This is a genomic window from Peribacillus sp. NPDC101480, from assembly GCF_050277335.1.
Taxonomy (GTDB): domain Bacteria; phylum Bacillota; class Bacilli; order Bacillales; family DSM-1321; genus Peribacillus.
Map to the genome: position 1 here is coordinate 35,072 of NZ_JBNNSB010000007.1, position 22,786 is coordinate 57,857.

18 protein-coding genes are annotated in these 22,786 nt (G+C 42.8%); 15 read left to right on the forward strand and 3 right to left on the reverse strand.

Annotated elements, in window-relative coordinates:
* The first annotated feature begins 54 nt into the window (after nt 1-54).
* The 9 genes from ACQKMF_RS21035 (at nt 55) to ACQKMF_RS21075 (ending at nt 13,789) form a co-directional block, all read left to right on the forward strand.
* Nucleotides 55-1,518, forward strand: coding sequence for an aldehyde dehydrogenase family protein (locus ACQKMF_RS21035; protein WP_402940729.1), 1,464 nt, complete (start codon nt 55-57; stop codon nt 1,516-1,518).
* Nucleotides 1,519-1,569: 51 nt separating this feature from the next.
* On the forward strand, nt 1,570-3,885 hold the full coding sequence (locus tag ACQKMF_RS21040; RefSeq protein ID WP_427574788.1) for a stalk domain-containing protein: 2,316 nt from the start codon (nt 1,570-1,572) through the stop codon (nt 3,883-3,885).
* Between the two features lie 451 nt (nt 3,886-4,336).
* Nucleotides 4,337-4,600 (forward strand): heterocycloanthracin/sonorensin family bacteriocin, encoded by a 264-nt coding sequence (locus ACQKMF_RS21045; RefSeq protein ID WP_402940734.1) that lies wholly within the window; start codon nt 4,337-4,339, stop codon nt 4,598-4,600.
* A 149-nt stretch (nt 4,601-4,749) separates the two neighbouring features.
* Nucleotides 4,750-6,693, forward strand: coding sequence for a putative thiazole-containing bacteriocin maturation protein (locus tag ACQKMF_RS21050; protein ID WP_427574790.1), 1,944 nt, complete (start codon nt 4,750-4,752; stop codon nt 6,691-6,693).
* Nucleotides 6,690-8,633 carry a TOMM precursor leader peptide-binding protein gene (locus ACQKMF_RS21055; RefSeq protein ID WP_427574792.1) on the forward strand — a complete coding sequence of 648 codons (1,944 nt, stop codon included), beginning with the start codon at nt 6,690-6,692 and terminating at the stop codon, nt 8,631-8,633. The genes ACQKMF_RS21050 and ACQKMF_RS21055 overlap by 4 nt, the downstream gene beginning before the upstream one ends.
* A gap of 23 nt (nt 8,634-8,656) precedes the next feature.
* Nucleotides 8,657-10,225 carry a SagB family peptide dehydrogenase gene (locus ACQKMF_RS21060; protein ID WP_427574794.1) on the forward strand — a complete coding sequence of 523 codons (1,569 nt, stop codon included), beginning with the start codon at nt 8,657-8,659 and terminating at the stop codon, nt 10,223-10,225.
* Nucleotides 10,226-10,420: 195 nt separating this feature from the next.
* Entirely contained in the window at nt 10,421-11,851 is a 1,431-nt protein-coding gene (locus ACQKMF_RS21065; RefSeq protein ID WP_427574796.1) for a PLP-dependent aminotransferase family protein, read from the forward strand.
* Between the two features lie 1,037 nt (nt 11,852-12,888).
* Nucleotides 12,889-13,083: a hypothetical protein gene (locus ACQKMF_RS21070; RefSeq protein WP_101224389.1), complete on the forward strand. Its 195-nt coding sequence runs from the start codon at nt 12,889-12,891 to the stop codon at nt 13,081-13,083.
* 256 nt (nt 13,084-13,339) lie between these two features.
* Nucleotides 13,340-13,789: a YfmQ family protein gene (locus ACQKMF_RS21075; RefSeq protein ID WP_048687504.1), complete on the forward strand. Its 450-nt coding sequence runs from the start codon at nt 13,340-13,342 to the stop codon at nt 13,787-13,789.
* 120 nt (nt 13,790-13,909) lie between these two features.
* Here ACQKMF_RS21075 and ACQKMF_RS21080 read toward each other — a convergent pair whose 3' ends face one another.
* From ACQKMF_RS21080 to ACQKMF_RS21090, 3 genes are all read right to left on the reverse strand, one after another.
* Entirely contained in the window at nt 13,910-14,752 is an 843-nt protein-coding gene (locus ACQKMF_RS21080; RefSeq protein ID WP_053537367.1) for a MurR/RpiR family transcriptional regulator, read from the reverse strand.
* A gap of 153 nt (nt 14,753-14,905) precedes the next feature.
* Nucleotides 14,906-15,598, reverse strand: coding sequence for an N-acetylmannosamine-6-phosphate 2-epimerase (locus tag ACQKMF_RS21085; RefSeq protein WP_427574799.1), 693 nt, complete (start codon nt 15,596-15,598; stop codon nt 14,906-14,908).
* A 31-nt stretch (nt 15,599-15,629) separates the two neighbouring features.
* Nucleotides 15,630-17,165, reverse strand: a complete 1,536-nt coding sequence (locus ACQKMF_RS21090; RefSeq protein WP_427574801.1) for a maltose/glucose-specific PTS transporter subunit IIC — start codon at nt 17,163-17,165, stop codon at nt 15,630-15,632.
* A gap of 360 nt (nt 17,166-17,525) precedes the next feature.
* Between ACQKMF_RS21090 and ACQKMF_RS21095 the strand changes: the two genes are divergently transcribed.
* The 6 genes from ACQKMF_RS21095 to ACQKMF_RS21120 all read left to right on the forward strand — a co-directional run bounded on the left by ACQKMF_RS21095 (nt 17,526) and on the right by ACQKMF_RS21120 (nt 22,781).
* Entirely contained in the window at nt 17,526-17,876 is a 351-nt protein-coding gene (locus tag ACQKMF_RS21095) for a DUF2294 domain-containing protein (protein WP_095679093.1), read from the forward strand.
* Between the two features lie 192 nt (nt 17,877-18,068).
* Nucleotides 18,069-19,106: an ABC transporter substrate-binding protein gene (locus tag ACQKMF_RS21100; RefSeq protein ID WP_427574803.1), complete on the forward strand. Its 1,038-nt coding sequence runs from the start codon at nt 18,069-18,071 to the stop codon at nt 19,104-19,106.
* Between the two features lie 21 nt (nt 19,107-19,127).
* On the forward strand, nt 19,128-20,057 hold the full coding sequence (locus ACQKMF_RS21105) for a nucleoside hydrolase (protein WP_427574805.1): 930 nt from the start codon (nt 19,128-19,130) through the stop codon (nt 20,055-20,057).
* Between the two features lie 24 nt (nt 20,058-20,081).
* Nucleotides 20,082-20,906: an ABC transporter permease gene (locus ACQKMF_RS21110; RefSeq protein ID WP_427574807.1), complete on the forward strand. Its 825-nt coding sequence runs from the start codon at nt 20,082-20,084 to the stop codon at nt 20,904-20,906.
* A gap of 6 nt (nt 20,907-20,912) precedes the next feature.
* Nucleotides 20,913-21,701 carry an ABC transporter permease gene (locus ACQKMF_RS21115; protein ID WP_133350517.1) on the forward strand — a complete coding sequence of 263 codons (789 nt, stop codon included), beginning with the start codon at nt 20,913-20,915 and terminating at the stop codon, nt 21,699-21,701.
* Nucleotides 21,702-21,716: 15 nt separating this feature from the next.
* A complete protein-coding gene (locus ACQKMF_RS21120; RefSeq protein ID WP_427574810.1) occupies nt 21,717-22,781 on the forward strand; it encodes an ABC transporter ATP-binding protein in 1,065 nt (354 codons plus the stop codon).
* Nucleotides 22,782-22,786: the final 5 nt, after the last annotated feature.

A 22,786-nucleotide genomic window follows, 5' to 3' on the forward strand; every position in this document is an offset into this window, starting at 1 on the left:
GTATGGTTAGTAATTTCGATTTTTTATCAAAAAAATAAATAAGAGGTGGAGAAAATGAATAAATATCAACTATTTATCGATGGAAAATGGACAGATTCACTCTCAGGAGAAACATTTGAAACGATTAATCCTGGCACAGGAGAAGTTTATGCCCTTGTTTCACAAGGGGGCGAGGAAGATTTAAACCATGCAGTTAAAGCAGCTCGAAAAGCGTTCGAATCCGGACCATGGGCGACTATGTCTCCTAGTGACCGAGGTAGACTTCTGTATAAAGCAGCTCAGAAAATGCGGGAGAATTCAGACTTTTTAGCGGAAGTAGAATCAAAAGATAATGGTTTACCAATCAATGAAACCAAGCATATAGCGCTTCCTTCTACCATAGATGTACTGGAGTTCTATGCAGGACTTGCAAACAAGGTTCAGGGTGATACATTAGCATCACCTCATAATCGTTTCAACTACACACTAAAAGAACCATTAGGTGTAATTGGCGCCATTGTCCCTTGGAACTTTCCTTTAATGCTGACGATGTGGAAATTAGCTCCTGCTTTAGCTGCTGGAAATACAATTGTAATTAAGCCAGCAAAAGAAACATCAACAAGTATTTTAGAGCTGGCTAAACTGTTCCAAGAAGTCGGTATTCCTGATGGGGTGATTAATATTGTACCCGGTCCAGGTTCAACCGTGGGATCTGCTTTAGCTTCTCATCCAGACGTCGATAAAATTGCCTTTACGGGGTCAACGGACACGGGTCGCTTAATTATGCAAGCAGCTACAAAAAACTTGAAACCAGTTTCGTTAGAATTGGGAGGGAAATCACCTAACATTGTATTTGACGATGCCACTCTTGAAGATGCAGTTAATGGAGCGATGTTTGGCATTTACTTTGCACAAGGTCAAGTTTGTGCTTCTGGTTCTCGTTTATTTGTCCAAGAAAGTATTTATGATAAATTTATGGATCTTTTTGCTAGTAAAGTACAATCAATACGGGTAGGAAATCCCCTTGAAGCGACAACACAAATGGGTCCACAAGTTTCCGCACAACAGTTAAAGACGATTGAAAAGTATGTAGCGATTGGTCTTGAAGAAGGTGCGGAATTAGTGACGGGTGGCAAAAGAGGCAAGAAAAATGGATATTATTTCACACCTACCATCTTTGGAGATGTAACCAACGAAATGACAATTGCGCGTGAAGAGATATTTGGACCAGTCGTGTCGGTTATTCGCTTCAAAGATGAAGAGGATGCTCTACGACAAGCAAATGATACTATTTACGGTTTAGCTTCAGGGATATGGACCAATGACTTAAAAAGAGCTCATCGTATGGCGCGCGGTATCCAAGCAGGAACTGTCTATGTTAATACGTACAGTATGCTAGATAGTACAACTCCTTTTGGAGGAATGAAACAAAGTGGATTTGGTAGAGAATTAGGGGTACAAGCCATGGATATGTATACACACTCAAAGAGTGTATGGATTGATTTAAGTGAAAAAGGCTTAAATTGGTACGGTGGCTAAGACTATTATTTCTAATGAAAGTTAAAAATATAAAATGAAAGGAAACATTCTATGAAAACAATGCAAAGAACTTTCAAAGCAGCAATTATTGTAATGACTGCACTAACTTTCATATTCTCTCCTTATTCACTAATTCATAATAACAATGCTTCTGCTCATGGCGGTGAAGTGGAATTAATTAAGCTAGAATCAGCTTTAGAAGGTACTGGTGCAACTGTTAAATCTGATTTTTGGAGTTTTTTCACAAAAAAAATCACCATCGAAAAAGATGATACGGTCATAAAAATAATACCTGATTCTGATAAAGCGTATATTAATGGAAAAGCGATTACACTCGAATCAAACGTGATAGAAAAAGATGAGAAAATCTACGTAACTGATCATTTTGTGAATGAAGTTCTCCCTGAAATCAAGCAAACAGCTAAAATAAAAGAAGCTTATCATCCTTTAGATCCTTTAACTCCTAAAGAAATTAAAGCAGTGGTTAATGTAATCAAAGAGGCAGGGAAATATAAAGATACTCTTCGTTTTACAGAAATTACACTGAAGCTTCCCGAAAAAAAGAAAGTGTGGGAGTGGGAGTACGATAAAGAGAAAAAAGACAACGCATTTACAAGAAAAGCAGAGTTCATTGCATTGAATGGCAAACAAGTTATTGAGGGTGAAGTGAATATATCATCAAAAAAACTAGTTTCATGGAATGAAATGGACGGCGTTCAGGGCATGGTAATTATGGATGATTTTGCTACTGTCCAAGGAGCCATTGAAGCAAGTGAAGACTATGCAAAAGCGCTAAAAAAGCGGGGGATAGATGACCCTAAAAAGGTCGTTGCGACCCCTTTGACAGTAGGTTATTTCGATGGTGAAGATAAATTGGAGCATGATAAGCGTCTATTGAAAATAGTATCTTATTTGGATACAGGTGATGGGAATTTTTGGGCGCATCCAATTGAAAATTTGGTCGCAGTTGTAGATCTTGAAAAGAAAGCGGTTATTAAAGTAGAAGATGATGGTGTCATTCCAATCCCGATGCAATTAAACGCATATGATGGTAGAGATTATGAGAAGAAATCCAAAGTAAAACCGCTTAATATTACCGAGCCAGAAGGCAAGAACTATGAAATAAAAGGAAATACGATTAGCTGGCAAAACTGGGATTTCCATTTGCGATTGGATACTCGGGTAGGACCTGTGTTATCAACCGTTACTTATGATGACCATGGGAAAAAAAGAAAAATTATGTATGAAGGATCACTCGGTGGGATGATAGTTCCTTACGGAGATCCTGACGTTGGCTGGTACTTCAAGTCCTATTTGGATGCTGGTGAATATGGAATGGGCACATTAACTGCACCGCTGGAACTTGGAGCGGACGTACCAGAAAACGCCGTGCTGCTAGATGCAACAATTGCAGATAACTCGGGCAATCCTTACGTTATTAAAAATGCCATTGCAGTATTTGAACAATATGCGGGGCCAGAATATAAACATGCCGACCTTGCGACATTTAAAGAAGAAAATCAAAGCCGTGAACGCCGTGAATTAGTGGTTCGCTGGGTTAGTACAATAGGAAACTATGATTATATCTTTGATTGGAAGTTATCGCAAAATGGAATAATTAATATTGATGTAGGAGCATCCGGTATTGAAGCAGTAAAAGGTGTTAAATCAAAAACAATGCATGACAAAACTGCAAAAGAGGATACAAAATATGGTACTTTGCTTGATAATAATATTGTCGGAACCACTCACCAGCACATTTACAATTTCAGGCTTGACCTAGATGTTGATGGCGAAAGTAATTCCCTAATGGAAATTAATCCAAAGGTAGAAAAAAATCAAGAGGGCGGTCCACGCAAAAGTGTTATGGTAACAGAAGAAAAAACAGTAAAGACGGAGCAAGAGTCGATTCAAAAATTTGATTCTTCCACTATTCGACTGTTCAGTAATCTTAATAAGGAGAATAAGGTAGGAAATCCTGTTTCCTATCAAATCATCCCTTTTGCAGGAGGCACTCACCCGATTGCCAAAGGAGCCTTATTTAGTGATGATGACTGGCTTTTTAAGCGAGTTAACTTTATGGACAAGCAGTTGTGGGTCACAAATTATGACCCGGACGAGCGATATCCGGAAGGTAAATATCCGAACCGCAGCAAAACAGATACAGGATTAGGACAATATTCGGCAGACAATGGTTCCATTGACAATACAGATAATGTGGTATGGATGACCACAGGTGCAACTCATATAGCACGAGCTGAAGAATGGCCAATGATGCCAACAGAATGGGTACACGCCATGTTAAAACCGTGGAATTTCTTTGATCGTACTCCAACATTAGATTTACCAAAAGAAAATTCAAAGTGATTAAATAAAGTCCTTGTATAAGTTAGTGCAAGGGCTTTATTTTGGTTCGAAGCGAGATTGAATTTCATACATTATTGTTTGGAGTAGCATCGTAATTCATAGATGAAAAGGATATTGAGGTTCTATGTTTCTAACTAGCAAAGGACCCCTTTTCGAGTTGATAAGCTAAGCTCCTATAGGCTTGCCAACTTAGTTCCAGGTTCTTTCAGCTTTGTCTCGAAGTTTTTCATTTGTACTAAGCCACATAATTAATATAGTGATTATCCTGTTTCCGTCTTGAACCGTTTTAAGGAGATTCAAGGAAATTAGGCGCTTTAATCAGTGGCAATACCCACTCCCCTGACATAATTTGTTGGAGGGAATACTTGATGTGGTGTTAAATTCCCTGACCATTTCGTTCAGGTTTCCTGTTCTAAGCATTACCTTTAAAAAAAAACGGAGGTTATATAAAATGTATGAATTTCAAAATCAATTGCAAAATCTGAATGTAGATGATTTCCAGGTGACTCAGCCAGTTCCTTGGGATCAAAACCAGTACAATCTGGATGATTCGTCCCGACAATTCATTGGTGTGGGTGGCTGCTTCGGCTGTTTTGGCTGTTTCTTGTGCTTTGGTTGCTTTGGTTGTGGCGGTCGCTGCGGTCGTTGTGGTCGCTGTGGTGGATGCGGACGCTGCGGAGGTTGCGGCGGTCGTTGCGGTCGTTGCGCCGGTTAAGTATCCAGGTTTTCTAAAGGAAGTCCCTGCATGTGCAGGGACTTTTCTTTATAGCATGAGACATAAGGGACAAATTGTCGTACATAGGATTAAAGTGAAGTGCTGTGCTAATAGCAGTACTTAGAATGCTTCGGGTTAGGAGGAGCGGAATGGTGAATTTGACCCCTTCTATGCGTTTAAAAGTGAAAAGGGATACGTTTTTTCTTCCGGAACCAAACAGAGGTGTGTATTTCAGGAATAACATAAGTTCATTCCGTATGGAGGGCAGCTCGATCGTTCAATGGATTGAAAAGTTATTACCGATGTTCAATGGGAACCATACATTAAGCGAGTTGACGGATGGATTGCCTGGCCCATACCGGAACCGGGTGATGGAAATTGCCGAGGTTTTGTACGGTAATGGGTTTGTTCGGGATGTAAGTCAGGACAGTCCCCATCAATTAAGGGAACAAGTTCTTGAAAGGTATGCTTCGCAAATCGAGTTCCTGGAAAGTTGCGGCGATTCCGGGGCTTACCGTTTTGAAACTTATCGAAAGAAAAAGGCGTTGGCTATAGGCTCTGGTCCATTGTTCCTTTCATTGGTGTCCTCACTGATTGAATCCGGATTGTCCACATTCCATATCTTCATTACGGACACGGTACCGACCAATAGAAAGAGATTGAATGAAATCGTGGCACATGCACGTAAGACGGACGACGAGGTTGTGATAGAGGAGGTCGTGCTTGAAAAGGGAACAGAGATTGAATGGCGGGAGATCGTGCAGCCCTTTGACTCGATATTATATGTGTCACAGGAGGGTGATATAGAGGAATTAAGAGAACTTCATTCGGTTTGCAGGCAAGAGGAAAAGACCCTGTTTCCTGCAATGATCATCAATCAAGTAGGCATGGCTGGTCCGCTTGTCCATCCAGATTCAAATGGTTGTTGGGAGTCAGCCTGGCATCGTTTACATCAAGCTGAACTGGAAAAGAATCAGACATCATCTTCTTTTTCCGCTACAGCTGGAGCGATGTTAGCCAATATAATGGTATTCGAATGGTTTAAAGACGCTACAGGAGTTACGGCAGCAGAACAAGCCAATCAATTTTATCTGTTGGATATGGATACATTGGAGGGAAAGTGGCATCCGTTCATTCCCCACCCGGGGGTGACGGGAAAAGGGACTGCTGCATGGATTGAAGATTTTGAACGGCGGCTTGAACAGAATTTGGACCCGGTTGAACCGGGGAAGGTATTTATGTATTTCAGCCGGTTGACATCCTCGGAATCCGGTATCTTTCATCGTTGGGATGAGGGGGATTTAAAACAGCTGCCGCTGGCTCAATGCCGCGTTCAGGCTGTTGATCCGCTGTCGTCCGGTCCGGCAGAACTCCTGCCCGAAATCATCCGTTCAGATTTGACGCATGAGGAAGCGAGGAGGGAATGCGGTCTTGCAGGAGTTGAAGCATATGTATCCAGAACACTCAGCCAACTTGTTGCGACTCTTCCTCCGATTCGGGGAGCAGACGAAATAAAGGAATCGATCGGTGTCGGAGCAGGGGAAACATTTGCTGAATGTGTTTGCCGTGGACTGCAAAGCAGTTTGGATACAGAGTTTTTAAATAAGCGGTTCAACCAAGAGAAACTTGTGACAGTGCAATTGGCTCAAGTGGAAGATGAGCGCTGCAGGTATTATCTACAAGCGTTGACCCGGCTGCAGGGAGATCCGATCATCGCCTTGGGTGAGGGAGTGTCAGGCTTCCCGGTAGTTTGGGCAGGAACGAGCGATGGCTGGTCCGGCGCTGTCGGTTTGAATGTTACGATCGCATTACGGAACGCATTGCAAAAGGCCGTCATGAAAGTCCAAAACCAGACCGTTTGCTTAACAGCTCCAGGTTTAGTGGCATCGCCTGTTCTTGAAGAAGAAAAGGTCGATCTTGTGATTCCTTCATGCGGGGTGAAAGGGAATCTCGAATTGGTACAGTCCGCCATTCAAGTCTTGAAGAAGAACAGTAAGCGAATCCACGTTTTCGAAATAGATCTGGAACCTTTCTTGAAGGAAGAAATTGCAGGTGTGTTTGGGGTGTTTTTGCGAGAGGAGGAATCAGGGTGAAAACTGACGTATTGGTTGTCGGGGAAGGAGTGTTGGCCGACCATGTTCATGGGGACCTGTCCGGCCAATATCAGGTAAATCGCCATACCGATTTCGAGGCAGGAATCCCGCAAACGACGGCAATGGTCCTTCTGCTGCAAGACGCTTGGAATCCCGCTGACCATGTAAAGGCGGAAGAGGTGATAGGGAAAGCGGGCATTCCATGGCTGCGGGGGTTTGTATCATTTGGAGAGGGAGTGATAGGTCCGCTGGTGCGCCCGGGTGTTCCTGGCTGCTCACAGTGCGCGGACCAAAGGTATCTCATGGCTGGGCGTGATCGAAAGGAAATGTGGGGAATCCGCCAACAGCTGCAGGAAAATGGGGGGATAGAGCGTGATCCGGCGGCATCCCGCACAGGCCTTTTACAGATGGCCCACTTGATTTGTGCAGAGGTAAGGAAGGTGATGAAAGGAGAACACGCCCGGTCGGAAGGGCATGTATCATTAATCAGCCTGAAAACGCTGAATGGTTCGTGGCACTCTTTTTTACCTGACCCATTGTGTCAGGTTTGCTCAACATTACCTGATGACTCGAAGGAGCGTGCAAGGATTTCGTTGAAGCCAAGTCCAAAAATCAGTCCCGAAAGTTACCGTACCCGTTCGATGGAGGAGCTGAATGAAGTTCTGGCCAAGGATTACTTGGACCACCGAACAGGATTCTTGAATAATAAAATGATAGACCTTGTACCGCCATTTGCCGATGTAAGTGTTAATTTGCCTTTGTTCATAGGAGATGAGGGATCGGCGGGCCGGACTCTATCATATGAGGTCAGTGAGATGACTGCCATATTGGAGGGACTGGAAAGGTATTGCGGAATGGAGCCCCGCGGCAAACGGACAGTCATTCATGACAGCTACAACAACCTGAAAGATTTTGCGCTAGATCCCATCAGGATAGGGGTACATTCGAAGGAAAATTATGCACAGAGGGATTTCCCGTTTCAACCGTTTAATCCTGACCGCTCGATAGATTGGGTGTGGGGCCACTCATTTTTGCAAGAGCGGCCAATCTTGGTCCCGGAATTGCTTTCCTATTACAGCTTGGGCTGCGGTCATGGATTTGTCTATGAAACTTCCAATGGATGTGCTCTAGGGGGAAGTTTGGAGGAGGCCATTTTCTACGGCATCATGGAAGTGGTCGAACGTGATTCGTTCCTGCTGACCTGGTATGCGCAGCTGCCCCTCACACGGCTTGATCCTTATTCAGCAAAAGACAAAGAACTGGAGCTGATGATTGACAGGGCAAGGGCGGCAGCGGGATATGATATCCATTTATTTAACTCAACGATGGAACATGGTATACCGAGCGTATGGGCGCTGGCAAAAAACAGGAAACAAAAAGGGTTGAATATTATTTGTGCGGCAGGGGCCCATCTGGATCCGGTCCGGGCGGTGAAAAGCGCGGTCTTCGAGCTGGCTGGCATGATGCTGACCCTTGACGATAAATTGGAAGAGAATCAGGATGAGGTTGAGAAAATGCTGCATGATTCCTCACTGGTACGGAAAATGGATGATCATGGCATGCTGTACGGTTTACCGCAAGCCGAAGAGCGATTGCAGTTTCTGCTGGATGATGACCGCTCGATGCGAACTTTCGCTGAAGAATACGGGGAAAAGGTCAATCATCCGGACTTGACGGAAGATTTGCAGGAAATCCTTCAGGAGTTTCGCCGCTTGAAACTCGAGGTGATTGTGGTGAATCAAACGACACCGGAAATTGCACGAAATGGACTAAATTGCGTGAAAGTGATGATCCCGGGGATGCTGCCGATGACATTCGGCCATCATCTTACCCGCATAACGGGGCTTGAGAGAATACTGAGGGTTCCGATGGAACTTGGATATGCAAAACAGCCGCTTGAATTCGAACAGCTCAATCCGCATCCGCATCCATTTCCATAAGCGGTGACTTAGGAGGTTGGAGGATGAGTCTAGAGGCATTTTTGCAAAATTTGCATTTTGATATCGAAAAGGCAAGTCCGCCGGATTGGGAAGTGGATTGGGAAGATGCACCGCTAACGTATAAGCTTTACCGTGACTTGCCTGTTTTTCCACTCTCACTGGAGGTACCGCTGACGCTCGAGGGGGGAAGCGGGCCTTCACGGCAGGACCTTGAAGGAATCGGTCATTTCCTCTGGTACGCATATGGCCTGACCCAAGTCAGCCAGGTCCCGAGATCTTCGGAATCTGAGGACCTCATGCAGTCATTCCGGCGTTTTCCGCCATCAGGGGGAGCTTTGTATCCAAGTGAATTGTACGTATACTTGAAGATGGAGGGATTACCTGCTGGCGTATACCATTATGATGCAGCACACCACCGGTTGGTTTTGCTGCGGGAAGGGAATTTTGATTCCTATTTAACAAAGGCTCTTGGTGAATCCTTTGATATGTCAGCATCCTTTGGCACGGTTTTCGTATCGACGATGTTTTGGAAAAACTTCTACAAATATAATAACTTTTCATACCGTCTGCAAGGTCTGGATGCGGGCGTGCTTCTTGGACAGTTGCTCGAAGTGGCGAAACGGTTTGGAATCGCCGCCGGGGTGTGCTTCCAATTTCTTGATCGGGCCATCAATCATCTGCTTGGGCTTTCGGAAGAGGAAGAGAGCACGTATGCGGTGATCCCCTTATCGGCAGAACCTTCTTTTAGATTTAGAGAAGAAAGGAGTATGGACAGAAATGTCACCTCGACGGAATTATTGCTGGAATTGACGGATATCCAGCCTGAACACTATGTTCGGTCGCAGAGGATCAGGGAATTTCCGATGCTAACCAAAATGAATGAAGCATCCATGATGGCATCCACTCAATCATTCCGGCGGGTCAATCCAAAGAATGGGACGGAATTCGAAGGGAAAATTGTAGCCCTTCCTATCGTGAAGCGGTTGTCCTATGACTTGGCATCAGTTTGCCGGAAGCGATTTTCACCTGAAATGGACTTTGTACTCGGGAAAGTCAGTCAATCGCAGCTGGCCGCTCTCCTGCAGGAGGCAACCGCTTCGTTCTCCTATCGAAATGACTTGGATGGAACAAACGAGAACAACGAAAATCGCGTTTCCCTCTATGCTTGTTTATATAATGTGGAAGACATACAAGATGGTGCATACCATTATGACAGCACGACCCATTCATTACGACAGATACAACCAGGAGATCATCGGCTCCTATTGCAATACGGAATGTCCCTCGATATCATGAATTTTCAGCAAGTGCCGATCTGCATACATGTAGTTGGTGAGCGGGACCAATCCAAAACGCAACTTGGATATAGAGGATACCGCATCCAGCAAATGGAGGCGGGGATGCTCGTTCAGAAGCTACTGCTAGCGTCATCAGCCCTCGGAATGAACGGGCACCCGCTGCTCGGCTTTGATGTGAATATGTGTGATGAACTTTATAAGATAGACGGACCGCAAAGGAAAACGAGCCTGATCCAAATCCCGATCGGACACTATCTGAATCGCCCTTGGCTAAAGGGGAGTCTGCATAGTTGAAGAAGATGAAACGAAAGCCTCCATTTCATTTAAGAAATGGAGGCTTTCGTTTTTATTTTGTAGTACGGCAGAGTGCAATAATCTCTGCTGAAGATTATACTGAAATAAGAGGTTTTACTGCTTTTGGGAATGAATAAGTATATAAAGTTAATAATTTAGTATGCTTTTAACTAAACAATTTAAAGGATGTAGCTTATGGAATGGAAAACTGACAGAAAATCCAAGAAGCCTTTATATAAACAAATAGCGGCTTACATCGAGAGTGGAATTGCTGATGGAACATTTTTATTGGATAAGCCGCTACCGTCTGAACGCTTCTTGGCAAGTGAACTGGGAGTTAACAGAAGCACAGTTGTTGCGGCATATGATGAATTGGAAGCAAATGGACTGGTTGAACGAATAAAAGGTAGCGGAACGATGATCAGCAAGGATATCTGGGGAATTACACGAAAGCGCATACCCAGCTGGAATAGATATATCGAAGCGGGTTCTTTTTTGCCCAATATGCCAGTAACCCAAAGAATACGTAGAGAGGCGGAAGGGCATAACCTTATTAACTTAGCTAGCGGGGAGCTTTCAGAGGACTTATTTCCAGTCCAACCCTTACGTGAAATCATTTCCAATAGGTCCTTCATTGGTAGCTTGGGTTATGATCACCCTCAAGGCAATGCAATTTTAAGGGAAACGATAACCAATCATGTGAAACAGTATAGGAGAATTGACACGGATCCATCTTCCATACTCATTACTTCTGGTGCACAGCAAGCCCTGCATCTGGTGGTCCAATGCTTGTTAAAGCCAGGTGATGCAGTCGTATTGGAAGATCCTTCATATAGTTACAACCTTCCCATCTTTCAATCCGCTGGCCTAAGAATTTTTCCTTTACCAGTTGATAAAGATGGCATCAACCCAGAGGATTTACTGGAACTCCATAAAAAACATCGGATCAGGATGATTTTTTTGAACCCTATATTTCAAAATCCTACAGGAACTGTCCTTCATATCAACCGTCGTAAAAGGATTCTTGAACTTTCATCCCAATATGGAATACCGGTCATAGAGGACGATCCTTATAGTTTAACTTCCTTTGCCGGTGAAGAAATTTCCACTCTTAAATCGATGGACAACAACGGAAATGTTTTATATATAAGCTCTTTGTCAAAAATTGTTGCTTCCGGTTTAAGAATTGGGTGGATCATTGGACCGAAACCAGTCATAGATAGACTATCTGATGCTAAGCAGCAGGTTGACTTCGGTCATGGCTCATACACTCAATGGATAGCAAACGATTTTTTGGATTCAGAGTATTTTCCTGCCCATATTGCCGGCTTAAGGGGGCATCTGGAAAATAGAAGGGATGCAATGGTTTCGAGTCTTCAACAATTCCTGTCAAAAAAAGTTGAATATTATTTGCCAAATGGCGGAATTCATTTGTGGTGTAAGCTGAAAGTGGCATTGAACGAAATAAAGTTACTGGAGGAATCCATCAAAAGGGGAGTCATATATGTTCCGGGTTCAACGCTAGGTACAGATGAGGGATACGTACGATTTACTTTTGCAAGGGAAAATGAGGCTTCCATTCACGAAGGCATCAAAAGGTTTGCAGAGGCGGTAAAAAGTTTATAATCATACGCTTTGATATTCACGAGAAAGAGTCATGATGATTCCAGACTGTAGACAAACTTGATGAAAACTCAGTTTGCCTGCAGTTTTTTTTATTAAAAAGTGTTGATTTCAGAAATCCGCTCCCTTTCCGCCGACTGTCTGCCAAGCCTCCTCGACTCAAGCGTCTGTGGGGTCTCGGCTAGCCAGTAATTCGGCAGGAGTGTCGCAAATTTCTTCAACCTAATGAGGGTTCCATCCATATAAAAAATAAAAAAACATGAAGGATAATCAGGTCTTCTTTAAAATCATGGTTCAGGATGAGACCATTTCGAACCATGATTTTAAAACAAAGTTGATTGGAACGTAAGGTACGAGACTCCTGCGGGAAAAGCGCGTCGAAGGGAGACCCCGCAGGCGAGCGCCGAGGAGGCTCCCGGACCGCCCGCGGAAAGCGAGTGCCTGGAGTGGAAATCAACATCTACTTTGTACAAGCCATAAAAAACGGTAGGCAACGCCATTATTATCGAGTTTATCTACAGCATGAAAGGTGCATCATGGCACATTCCTGTTTTCACAAAGAAGGTTTCATCTAAATGTTAAAACAAAGTTGATTGGAACGTAAGGTACGAGACTCCTGCGGGAAAAGCGCGTCGAAGGGAGACCCCGCAGGCGAGCGCCGAGGAGGCTCCCGGACCGCCCGCGGAAAGCGAGTGCCTGAAGTGGAAATCAACATCTAAAAATTGTAACCATACCCGAGGGGTTGAAGGTCTTTTTTGTGGATACAAGTTAGGCATGAGTTCCTGCAATCCGCGGTATCTTAGCCATTTCTTCAGTAGCACTTTGCACTTTTCTATGTATATTACGAAAGAATTCAGCAAGTGGATGGTGGAAATTTCACTTAATTGGATGGTCCAAAAATTGGTTGTTCTTTTATTATAGAGAAGTGGGCTTTTTCTAATATATCTACTCATTAAACATGAAGCGCGATCTACGATGGGAATCGGAATGATTGTAAATGGATCAAGGTAATGGATAATAATATTTGGAGGCGTTGAATCATGACGATAAGTGTAATATTAGTAGTGGCCATTAGTTTAGTTGCTCTGGTTGGCACCCTTTCATTAACGGGGAAGAGTGATAGTAATTATTCTGCAGCAACGAGAGGGAATTTGTTGAACCTTAGTTATATTTATATTGGTCTTGCGCTAGTATTAACTGTGGGTATCATCTACTTCGTAATAAAATCAGCCTAAGAAAGCGTGAATGATTATTATAATAGTATATCAAAATGCATAGAAATATTGCCTTGATTCGTAAGACATACTCTATTTGCTTGTGAAAAAATGTGAATTTGTTCACAAATGTTACGGAAATATGAACAAAAAGAATCTGATAGATGCCTTGAAACAATCACCTTTGTAAGCTGAGTGAACAATCCTTTCGACATAATTATGGATGAAAAATATATAGATGAATCATTAAATAATAGTGTAGCGGAGATGATCAAATATGACATGGCCTGTATTGATTTTGACAATTATCTTAAGTTTGCTTAAATTATTAGTTACCTGTCTTCCAACCGATGCCGTGAATTGGATTATGAGTAAATTTAAAATACATTCTGAAATTAGTGACGCGGATGCAATCGTGACCTTTGATGGAAAGCGCTTGGAAGGTGAAGATAAAATTCAAGTGCTTAATTACTTTAACGAAGCTAAGTTTTTGAAAAAAAATCATATATTTCCCGGGAACGAGAAATTGTTTTTGCATCCAGAGAACAGTGGGACTCCCATTATAATTGATGTAAAAAGAGGAAAAAACGATGTTAGATTATATGTGTATATGTACAACGACCATGTGGACGTAGTCAAACAGTACAAGAATAAAGTAGTGGCGTATAGTCTTCTTTCCGAGAGCCTTCAAGAACGTTCCATGCCAGTAATAAGGAATTTAGTTTAAAAGGAATAAAAGTGAACTGCACCCCAATTGGAGATGCAGTTTTTTTATGAAGAATAACGAAAAGGACTATCGCTCAGGTTCAGCTAAACAAGCAAACTGATAACTTTTAGATGCCAAAAGTCAGTCGGTCTCGGTTAATACCTTTAAAGTCTTTTCCCTGATGCTTATCCGGTTTTTATAATCTTTTGCTACCAACTCTGTATATAATAAATCAAAAAGCAATAGGAGCGGAAGCAATGGAGAGATGTTTTGTCCCATATGCATGCTGTTTTTGCTTGTGACCAATAGTGTTAGATCGCCAAGCTGGGAGAGCTCGGAATTCTTATCTCCAGTAAAGACCAAGATGCATGCGCCTTGCTTCTTTGCGATTTTAACTGCAGAAATCACTTCTTTCGTCGTTCCGGAAATGGAAATGCCGATGACAACACTATTCTCGTTACTTAAAGCTGCATCCATCATGGACTGATGGGGGTCTGTAATGGCTTCGACAGTTAAGCCGATACGAAAGAACTTAGACTTGAACTCCTGGGCCGCTATACCAGAACTCCCTATTCCATATACATGAATCTTATTTGCCTTTGTAAGGAAAGAGACAGCTTTTTGGATATTGTCATATGTCGTTATATGAAAGGTATTATCAATGATACCTAAGTGATCTTGATACAGTTTAGCGAAATAATCCACCTGCTTGATGTTCTTCATGTTTTTCGGCGTATTTCGGAGATCGACGAACCTTTTTAACTCATGCCTGAACTCATTAAACCCAGAAAAGGCTAATTTCTGGCAGAAACGCGTAATGGTTGCAGGTGAAATATGGAGCTTTTTAGCTATTTGGCTGATCGTTAACTGACTTACTTCTTCAGGGCGCTGCAGAATATAATGGGCCAATTCTTCCTCTGTTTTGGTGAACTTGTCCATGCTGCATTCTATGCCATATATGAGGTTTTCTGCTAGGTATTCCATTTGATCACCCATTTCGGATTTCTTATCTGTATTTATAGTTTAATGTATCCAGTAGGGACGTCAATAACCGGAGGAACGTTTGCAGCAATTTGAATCGAAAAAAAGACCCAAACTGCTGCCAGTCTGGGTCTTTTCTTTACCATGTGCCATTTTCTATTCTTGGATGGCGTCCACGAATCTTTTGGTGATTTGCTGCGGCCTGGTAATGGCACCGCCCACCACTACTGCATGGACGTTCATATCCAAAACAGAGCGGGCGATTTCTGGTGTGATGACATTTCCTTCAGCGATCACTTTCGCTTTGTTCACTGCTTTTACAATCTCTTTGAGCACAGCATAGTCATCCTGATATATTTTCTCGCCGAGAGTTTCGTTCGTATAGCCGTATAAAGTGGGCGCCACAATATCGAATCCTAAATCGTCAGCGTATTTGGCTTCCTCAATGGTGGATACATCCGCCATTAGCAGGACGTCCGGATATTTTGCTCTTATTTCACCATAAAACTGCTTTAGCGTTTTACCGTCCGGCCTTACACGGGATGTAGCATCCGTCGCAATGATTTCAGATTTGGTTCCCATCAATGCATCAATTTCGGCCATGGTGGGAGTGATATAGACATCGTTTTGTCCATACACCTGTTTAATGATCCCTATGACTGGAAGGTCCACATTTTTCTTGATTTCCATTATGTCAGCTACAGAGTTTGCGCGAATGCACTTCGCACCGCCTTCTTTGGCAGCAATGGCCATGCGTCCCATAATAAAAGAGCTGTGCAGCGGCTCATTCTCCAATGCTTGACATGATACAATTAAGCCCTTGTGAATTTTATCCAGCACCTGTTGCATGTTTAACACATCCTTATCGTTGTCTATATTCTCAATGTCCCAAGAATTCTTCCACTTCATTTTTGATGATCGTCACTTGGGGACCGTAAACTATTTGAATGCCGTTTCCTTTTTTTACGACACCTTTTGAACCGGTTTGTTTTATGACGTCTTCTTTCACCAATGTTTCATCCTTTACCGTGACACGGAGACGGGTTGCACAGCAATCGACGATCTCGATATTTTCCTGTCCGCCCAATCCATTAACGATGGTCTGGGTTCTCTCTGATGCCGTTACTTGTGTAACAGCGGCCTGCTCATCATCTTCACGGCCAACCACTTTCAAATTCTTCTTCCTGATCAAGAATTTAAAAGTGAAGTAGTATAGGAAAAACCACGGAATGCCGACGAGAAGTACATAAATCCAGTTTGTTTTACTGATGCCCTGGAGTATCCCGAATAAGGTAAAATCAATAAATCCTCCAGAGAAGGTTTGACCGATCGTTATATTGAATATATCTGCCATCATGAAGGCAAGTCCGTCAAACAAGGCATGAAAAACATAAAGGATCGGTGCGACAAATAAGAAACTGAATTCAAGCGGTTCGGTGATGCCTGTTAAGAAAGAGGTCAAGGCAGCTGAAAGCAGCAAACCGGCCACGACTTTCTTATTTTTAGGTTTAGCGCAATGGTAAATGGCCAATGCCGCGCCAGGCAGACCAAACATCATCGTGATGAACCGTCCCGACATGAACCGGGAAACACCCTCATAATATTTGACGGTAGTTGGGTCGGCCAATTGCGCAAAGAAGATATTCTGGGTCCCGCTGACAAGCTGCCCTTTAATCTCCATCGTTCCGCCTAAAGCTGTTTGCCAGAAGGGAAGGTAGAAGATATGGTGCAGCCCTAACGGCCCGAGCATCCGTAATATGAATCCGTAAAAGAAAGTCCCGATCGTACCTGTGCTCGTTACCAGCGCACCTAATTGGTTTATGAAAAGTTGGAAATAAGGCCATACGATAAAAAGCACGGCTCCAACCAAGATGGACGCGAAGGAAACGATGATGGGAATGAAACGGGAACCCCCGAAAAACCCTAACACTTGCGGAAGCTGAATTTTATTATATTTATTGTGCAAAAGTGCGGCAACGATCCCTACTACGATACCGCCGAACACACCGGTCTCCAGTGTCTGGATCCCGACCGCCATTCCTTGTCCGGCACCTGCCAAATTGTCTTTGGCAAGTTCCCCGTTTATTTGAAGCAGTGCATTAATTGAACTGTTCATGACAAAATAGCCAATCATGGCAGCCAGTGCAGCGGTACCTTTATCCGAACGTGCCAACCCTACTGCAACACCTACGGCAAAAATAACCGGCAAGTTGCCGAATACGATGCTTCCTGCAGAACTCATTATCGTGAAAATGGCCTGCAGCCAAGCAAAGTCTAAAAATGGATAGGCTTCAACTGTATTTGGATTAGAAAGAGCACCGCCAATTCCCAGCAATAAACCGGCCGCTGGCAAAACGGCAATCGGGAGCATAAAAGATTTACCGAATTGCTGCGCTTTCTCGAAAGCTTTCTTCATAATGATTCCTCCCTCATTTAACGAGCCTTTGATACTCTTTATTTTTTATCGCTCTATACTAGCTATATTAAATCCCTTTGAGAGCGTTTTCAATGCGATGCAAGGTTATATCAACTGTTTTCAATCTTGTGCTTATTTCTCTGAAAAAGTTTTCATTAATAGAAGGTGCTGGATTGGATAAAAAGTTATATGAATATATTGAAATCTTTATTGCTTATTTTTATAATTCGTGTATTGGTGAGTAAACGTACTATTTAATAAGAAAAAACATTTTTTTTATCCAAAATCCGAATATTATCTTGTGCAATTAAGAAAAAGTATATATAATTACCTCAAACGATAGTTTGGCAGGTGATAGTCATCTTACCGATAAACGCTAACGAAACGAAGAAATTGCTTTCTCATATGTATAATGAGGTATCGAAGGAATTGTTCGGCTTTGGTACGACGCTGCTGAAGGTTACTGTTGAGCAGAATGTGATTACATTTCAGGCCAAACATCGACGTGCCCCGCGCTCTGAAGCTTTAGAAGGGGAAGTTCCCAGCCTGAAGCAGGAGGTTGACTTCCATATGTCCCTGCTTTATAAAAAGAAACTGAAACAAAAGCTGGAAACGCAAACGAATTGGGATATCGAAGCTGTCCTGAGGGATTATGACTCAGCGACACAGCTGGCATTCACCAATATTGTATTGAAGGAAAAAATTATATAATCATATAAATGGATTTCCCTTCGGATTTATCTGGAGGGAACGCCGCTAGAGAACCAAATGATAAGTTTTATCTTTGTTTACAAAGAAAAGACAATCTTGGGTAGAATTTCAATTCTATTTAAGATTGTCTTTTTTTACATTTATATAAGTAAAAAGGAAAGTTTAAACAATATAAAATTGGAGGTTTGGATGATGAAAAAAATATTGATGATGTTATCACTGTTCACATTAGTTTTAGCTGCATGCTCTTCAAAGGACAATGGAAAGGAAAAACCAGCGAAATTAGTCGTTTCCACTTGGGGATTCGCCGATGATTTCTTCCGTCCTGAAGTCTATGAGCCATTTGAAAAGAAGCATAATGTCGAGATTGTCGTTGATTCAGGAAATAATGCAGATCGATTGAACAAAGTACGCCAAGCGAATAGCGATGTGGATGTTATCTATTTATCCGACTACTATGCACAGCAGGGCATCGATGAAGGGTTATTTGAGAAAGTTGACCATAGCAAAATTCCGAATATTGATCATATATACGACAAAGCAAAAGCGCCGAATGGTGCTGAGTATGGACCAGCCTATACGATTGCACAATTTGGGATTGCCTATAATCCCGATGAATTGAGTAAACCGATCACCTCTTGGAAAGATCTTTGGAGCAAGGATATGGCAGGGAAGATCACGATCCCATCCATCACTTCGACAACTGGACCGATGTTTTTGGATGCCGCTTCAAAAGTTAGCGGAAGTAAAGAGTTCAATGAAGATAAAGCCTTCGATCAAATGAAAAAGATCATGCCGAATGCGGTAAAGGAATATGGGCAAACATCAGAGTTCGTCAACATGTTCTCGCAAGGGGAAATCGCTGCAGGCCCGATCATGGAAATGTATTTTGGCGATTTACAAGAAGCCGTTCCCAATGCTAAGTTCATTTCCCCTGAAGAAGGCGGCTACGCAGTGATGAATACGGTGAATATTGTTAAAGCCAGCGATCAAAAAGAATTGGCCGGCGAATTCATGAATTACATCTTAAGCAAGGAAGTTCAGGGAAAATCAGCGAAAGCGAAAGTGGATTCTCCTGTCAATACGGAAGTCGAGCTCTCTAAAACGGAAGCGAAAGGCTTAACCTATGGAGCTGACGTCATTGACAGCCTGCGTGTATTGGACATGAAGTTTGTTAATGAAAACTCGAAACAATGGATCGATCGTTGGAATCGTGAGCTTACACACTAAGAAAGAAACGAGGTGTGCTTGATGAAGAAAAAAATGATTCTTGATGTGGATACTGGAATAGATGATGCAATCGGGATCATTCTTGCTGTTAAAAGCCGTCAATTCGACATATTGGCGGTCACGACAGTGAACGGGAATGTATCACTTGATACGGCCACATTGAATACATGCAAAATATTGGATTTATTGAATGAACAGGACATTACAGTCATAAAGGGGGCAGATAGCCCAATTATCAGGAGCCCCTTTTTTGAACACCGGATCCATGGCGAAGACGGGATTGGCGGAGCCTTGAAGGATGTGCCAGTCAAAAAGCGGCCTGATGATGGATTTGCTTCTGATTTCATCATCAATTCCATTTTGAATTTTCCTGGTGAAGTGACGCTTGTCATGACGGGACCTCTTACGAATTTGGCATTGGCGGTGAAAAAATGTCCGCAAATCACCAAGCTCGTTAAAGAAGTCATTTTCATGGGCGGAGTTGTCAAAGGGGTTGGCAATGTCACGCCAACCTCTGAATATAACACGTATGTCGATCCTGAAGCAGCCAAAATCGTATTACAGGCGGGATTCGCATCGATCACGCAAGTTGGTCTTGATGTCACGAGAAAGGTTTTATTGGGTGAAGAGCATATCCAATTGATTCAAAACCATGAACTTGCTGACTATATAAGGCAAAGCACATCAGATTATCGGAAAAGGTATTTTGAACGTAACGGCATATGGGCATGTGCGATGCATGATCCATTAGCTGTAGCCATTGCTTTGCAAGAAGATCTTGTCACCAGAGAAGAATATTATGTGGATGTTGAAACAAAAAGCGAGCTTTGTGACGGACAGATGGTTTGCGACTTTCAAAATAGGCTGATGAAGCAGCCGAATGCGCAAGTTTGTCTGGACGTCGATGCGGAAGCGTTTTTCGACCTGTTCATTCGCATAATCAATTCATAAATAATACGAACAGGGGGTTCCGAGGTGAAGAAACGCTATCTATACCTGTTGCTGTTACCAGGCGTTCTATTTTTAACGATTTTCATGATCATTCCGATCCTAATGACGATTGGCACGACCTTTTTTCATGAAGGCAGCGGTTTTTCCATACAAGGATATCTCGACTTTTTCCAAGACCGATACTTTATTGAAATTCTGCTGACGACACTTAGGGTGAGTCTGTTCACGACAATCATTTGCATTCTATTGGGATTTCCAGCAGCTTATTATATTTCAAAACTGAAACAACGAAAAAAAGCCATCATGCTTTTGCTGACGATCTTCCCGCTATTAACAAGCCCTGTTGTCCGCTCATTCAGTTGGATGGTGATCATCGGTAAAAACGGTGTGGTGAATAAATTGCTTATGGGCATGGGCTTGATTGATAAGCCGCTTGATATATTGTACACGCCCACTGCCATCATCATCGGATTGGTCCATTTATTCCTGCCATTGATCATCGTGACGCTGGTGGGTGTGATGGAGAACATCGAGACTGACTTATTAAAAGCGGCGGAAAGCCTTGGAGCATCAAGGTTGGCCGTATTCTCAAAAGTGATCATTCCGCTTTCGGTTCCAGGTTTGGTCATTGGCAGCATCCTTGTTTTCGTAGGAAGCTTCACGGCTTATACTACGCCTGCTTTATTAGGCGGGAAACAGCGGGTCATTTCGACCTTTCTTTATCAAAACGCGATTACATTGAACGAATGGCAAGTGGCATCGATAGTCGCTACGATAATGATTGCCGTGACAGTTCTGATCATATCGATCATGAATGGTTTGGCAAAAAAATTAAATCCAAAGGGGTAGAGGTGTATGCAGGAAAAAAATCGAGGATTGGCCCTGTTTACACTCCTGGTGTTCCTTTTTTTACTAGGGCCTTTGCTTATCATATCCGTTACGTCATTTGAAGGCGGAAATATTTTGAAGTTCCCGCCAGAAGAGTTTTCTTTAAGATGGTACGAAAATATTTTTAATGTGGACATGTTTTTGGTCGCTTTTAAAACTTCCATCCTTGTTTCACTGGGTGGCAACCTCTTGGCACTGTTACTGGGAGTGCCGGCTGCCTATGCATTAAGCCGGTTTGATTTCAAAGGGAAAAGCGTGATAAATGCCTTTTTCGTTTCGCCAATATTAATACCGGGAATAGTGCTGGGCTTTGCGTTTTTACGTTACATTGTGGGGACTTATCAGCTTCCGATATATGCGGCCCTGTTTGTGGGACATACTGTTATCATGCTGCCTTTCATCATCCGTGTGATTTCTTCAAGCTTATCAAACTTTGACTTTTCCATTGAAGAAGCGGCCGAGAGTCTCGGAGCGAGTAAATTGGGCACATTCTTTACAGTCGTCCTCCCGAATATAAAATCAGGAATTCTGGCGGCAGTCATGATCGCCTTCTTGGAATCCTTCAATAATGTAGACATTTCAGTTTATATGACAGGCCCTGGGGTAAGTACGTTTCCGATTCAGATGCTGACGTATGTGGAGAACTACTTCGATCCCACCATTTCGGCCATTTCCGTATTGCTCATGTTCATAACGGCTTTCTTCATGTTTATAGTAGAACGGCTCATGGGATTGTCTTATTTCACAAAACGATAAAGGAGGTAATGATGGGTGGCTTTATTCACTTTACAGGATATATCTGTAGCATATAACAAACAGAATATATTAAAAGATTTCAATCTAGAGATTGAAAAAGGGAAACTGGTATCCCTTCTTGGCCCGAGCGGCTGTGGGAAAACGACGACCCTGCGTTTAATTGCCGGGTTTTTACAGGCGAATGAAGGGAAGTTTTTATTCAAGGAAAAGGACTATACGAAAGTGCCCGTCAATAAGCGGAACTTTGGCTTTGTGTTCCAAAACTATGCATTATTTCCGCATTTGTCGATATTCGATAATATTGCATTCGGTCTCCGTCTGAGAAAGAATGCTAAAAGTGAAATCGAAAAAAAAGTAATGAATGTGCTCGAAATCGTTAATTTGAAAGGTTTTGAAAAACGATATCCCCAAGAGCTTTCCGGAGGGCAAAAGCAGCGGGTAGCGATTGCCAGGGCGCTGGTGATTGAGCCGGACATCCTCTTATTTGACGAGCCATTGAGTAATCTTGATGCCAACTTAAGGGTGAATATGAGAGTCGAGATTCGCCGTATCCAACAAGAGCTGGGGATTACAACGGTATATGTTTCCCATGACCAGGAAGAATGCTTTTCGATATCCGACCAGGTGGCGATCATGAACAAAGGGATCATCGAACAGCTAAGTGACCCTGCGACCATTTACAAATATCCTGAAACCAAATTTGTCGCGGACTTCATCGGCTTCAAGAACTTCATTGACTTCGATAAGCGGACAGATCATGACGGTAAAATCGAACTGAACAAATCTGGATACTCATATGTGCTGCACAAGGATCCGCAGATGAGCAATTCAACGGGAAAAATAGGCGCCATCAGGCCTGACGATCTGTTGATCCGGGAAAAAGATAACACGGGAGCTGTTCAGGAAAATAGTTTACCTGGCCGAGTCAAGGTAAGTACGTATCTTGGAAGAAGCTATCAATATGTCGTTGAAACTCCAATAGGGGATTTCACTGTGAACAAGGAAATGGCGGAATCCTATCGGACGGGTCAGGAAATCATCCTTGAAATTCCGAGAAACCAGATGGTGCTTGTTGACTAGCTTAG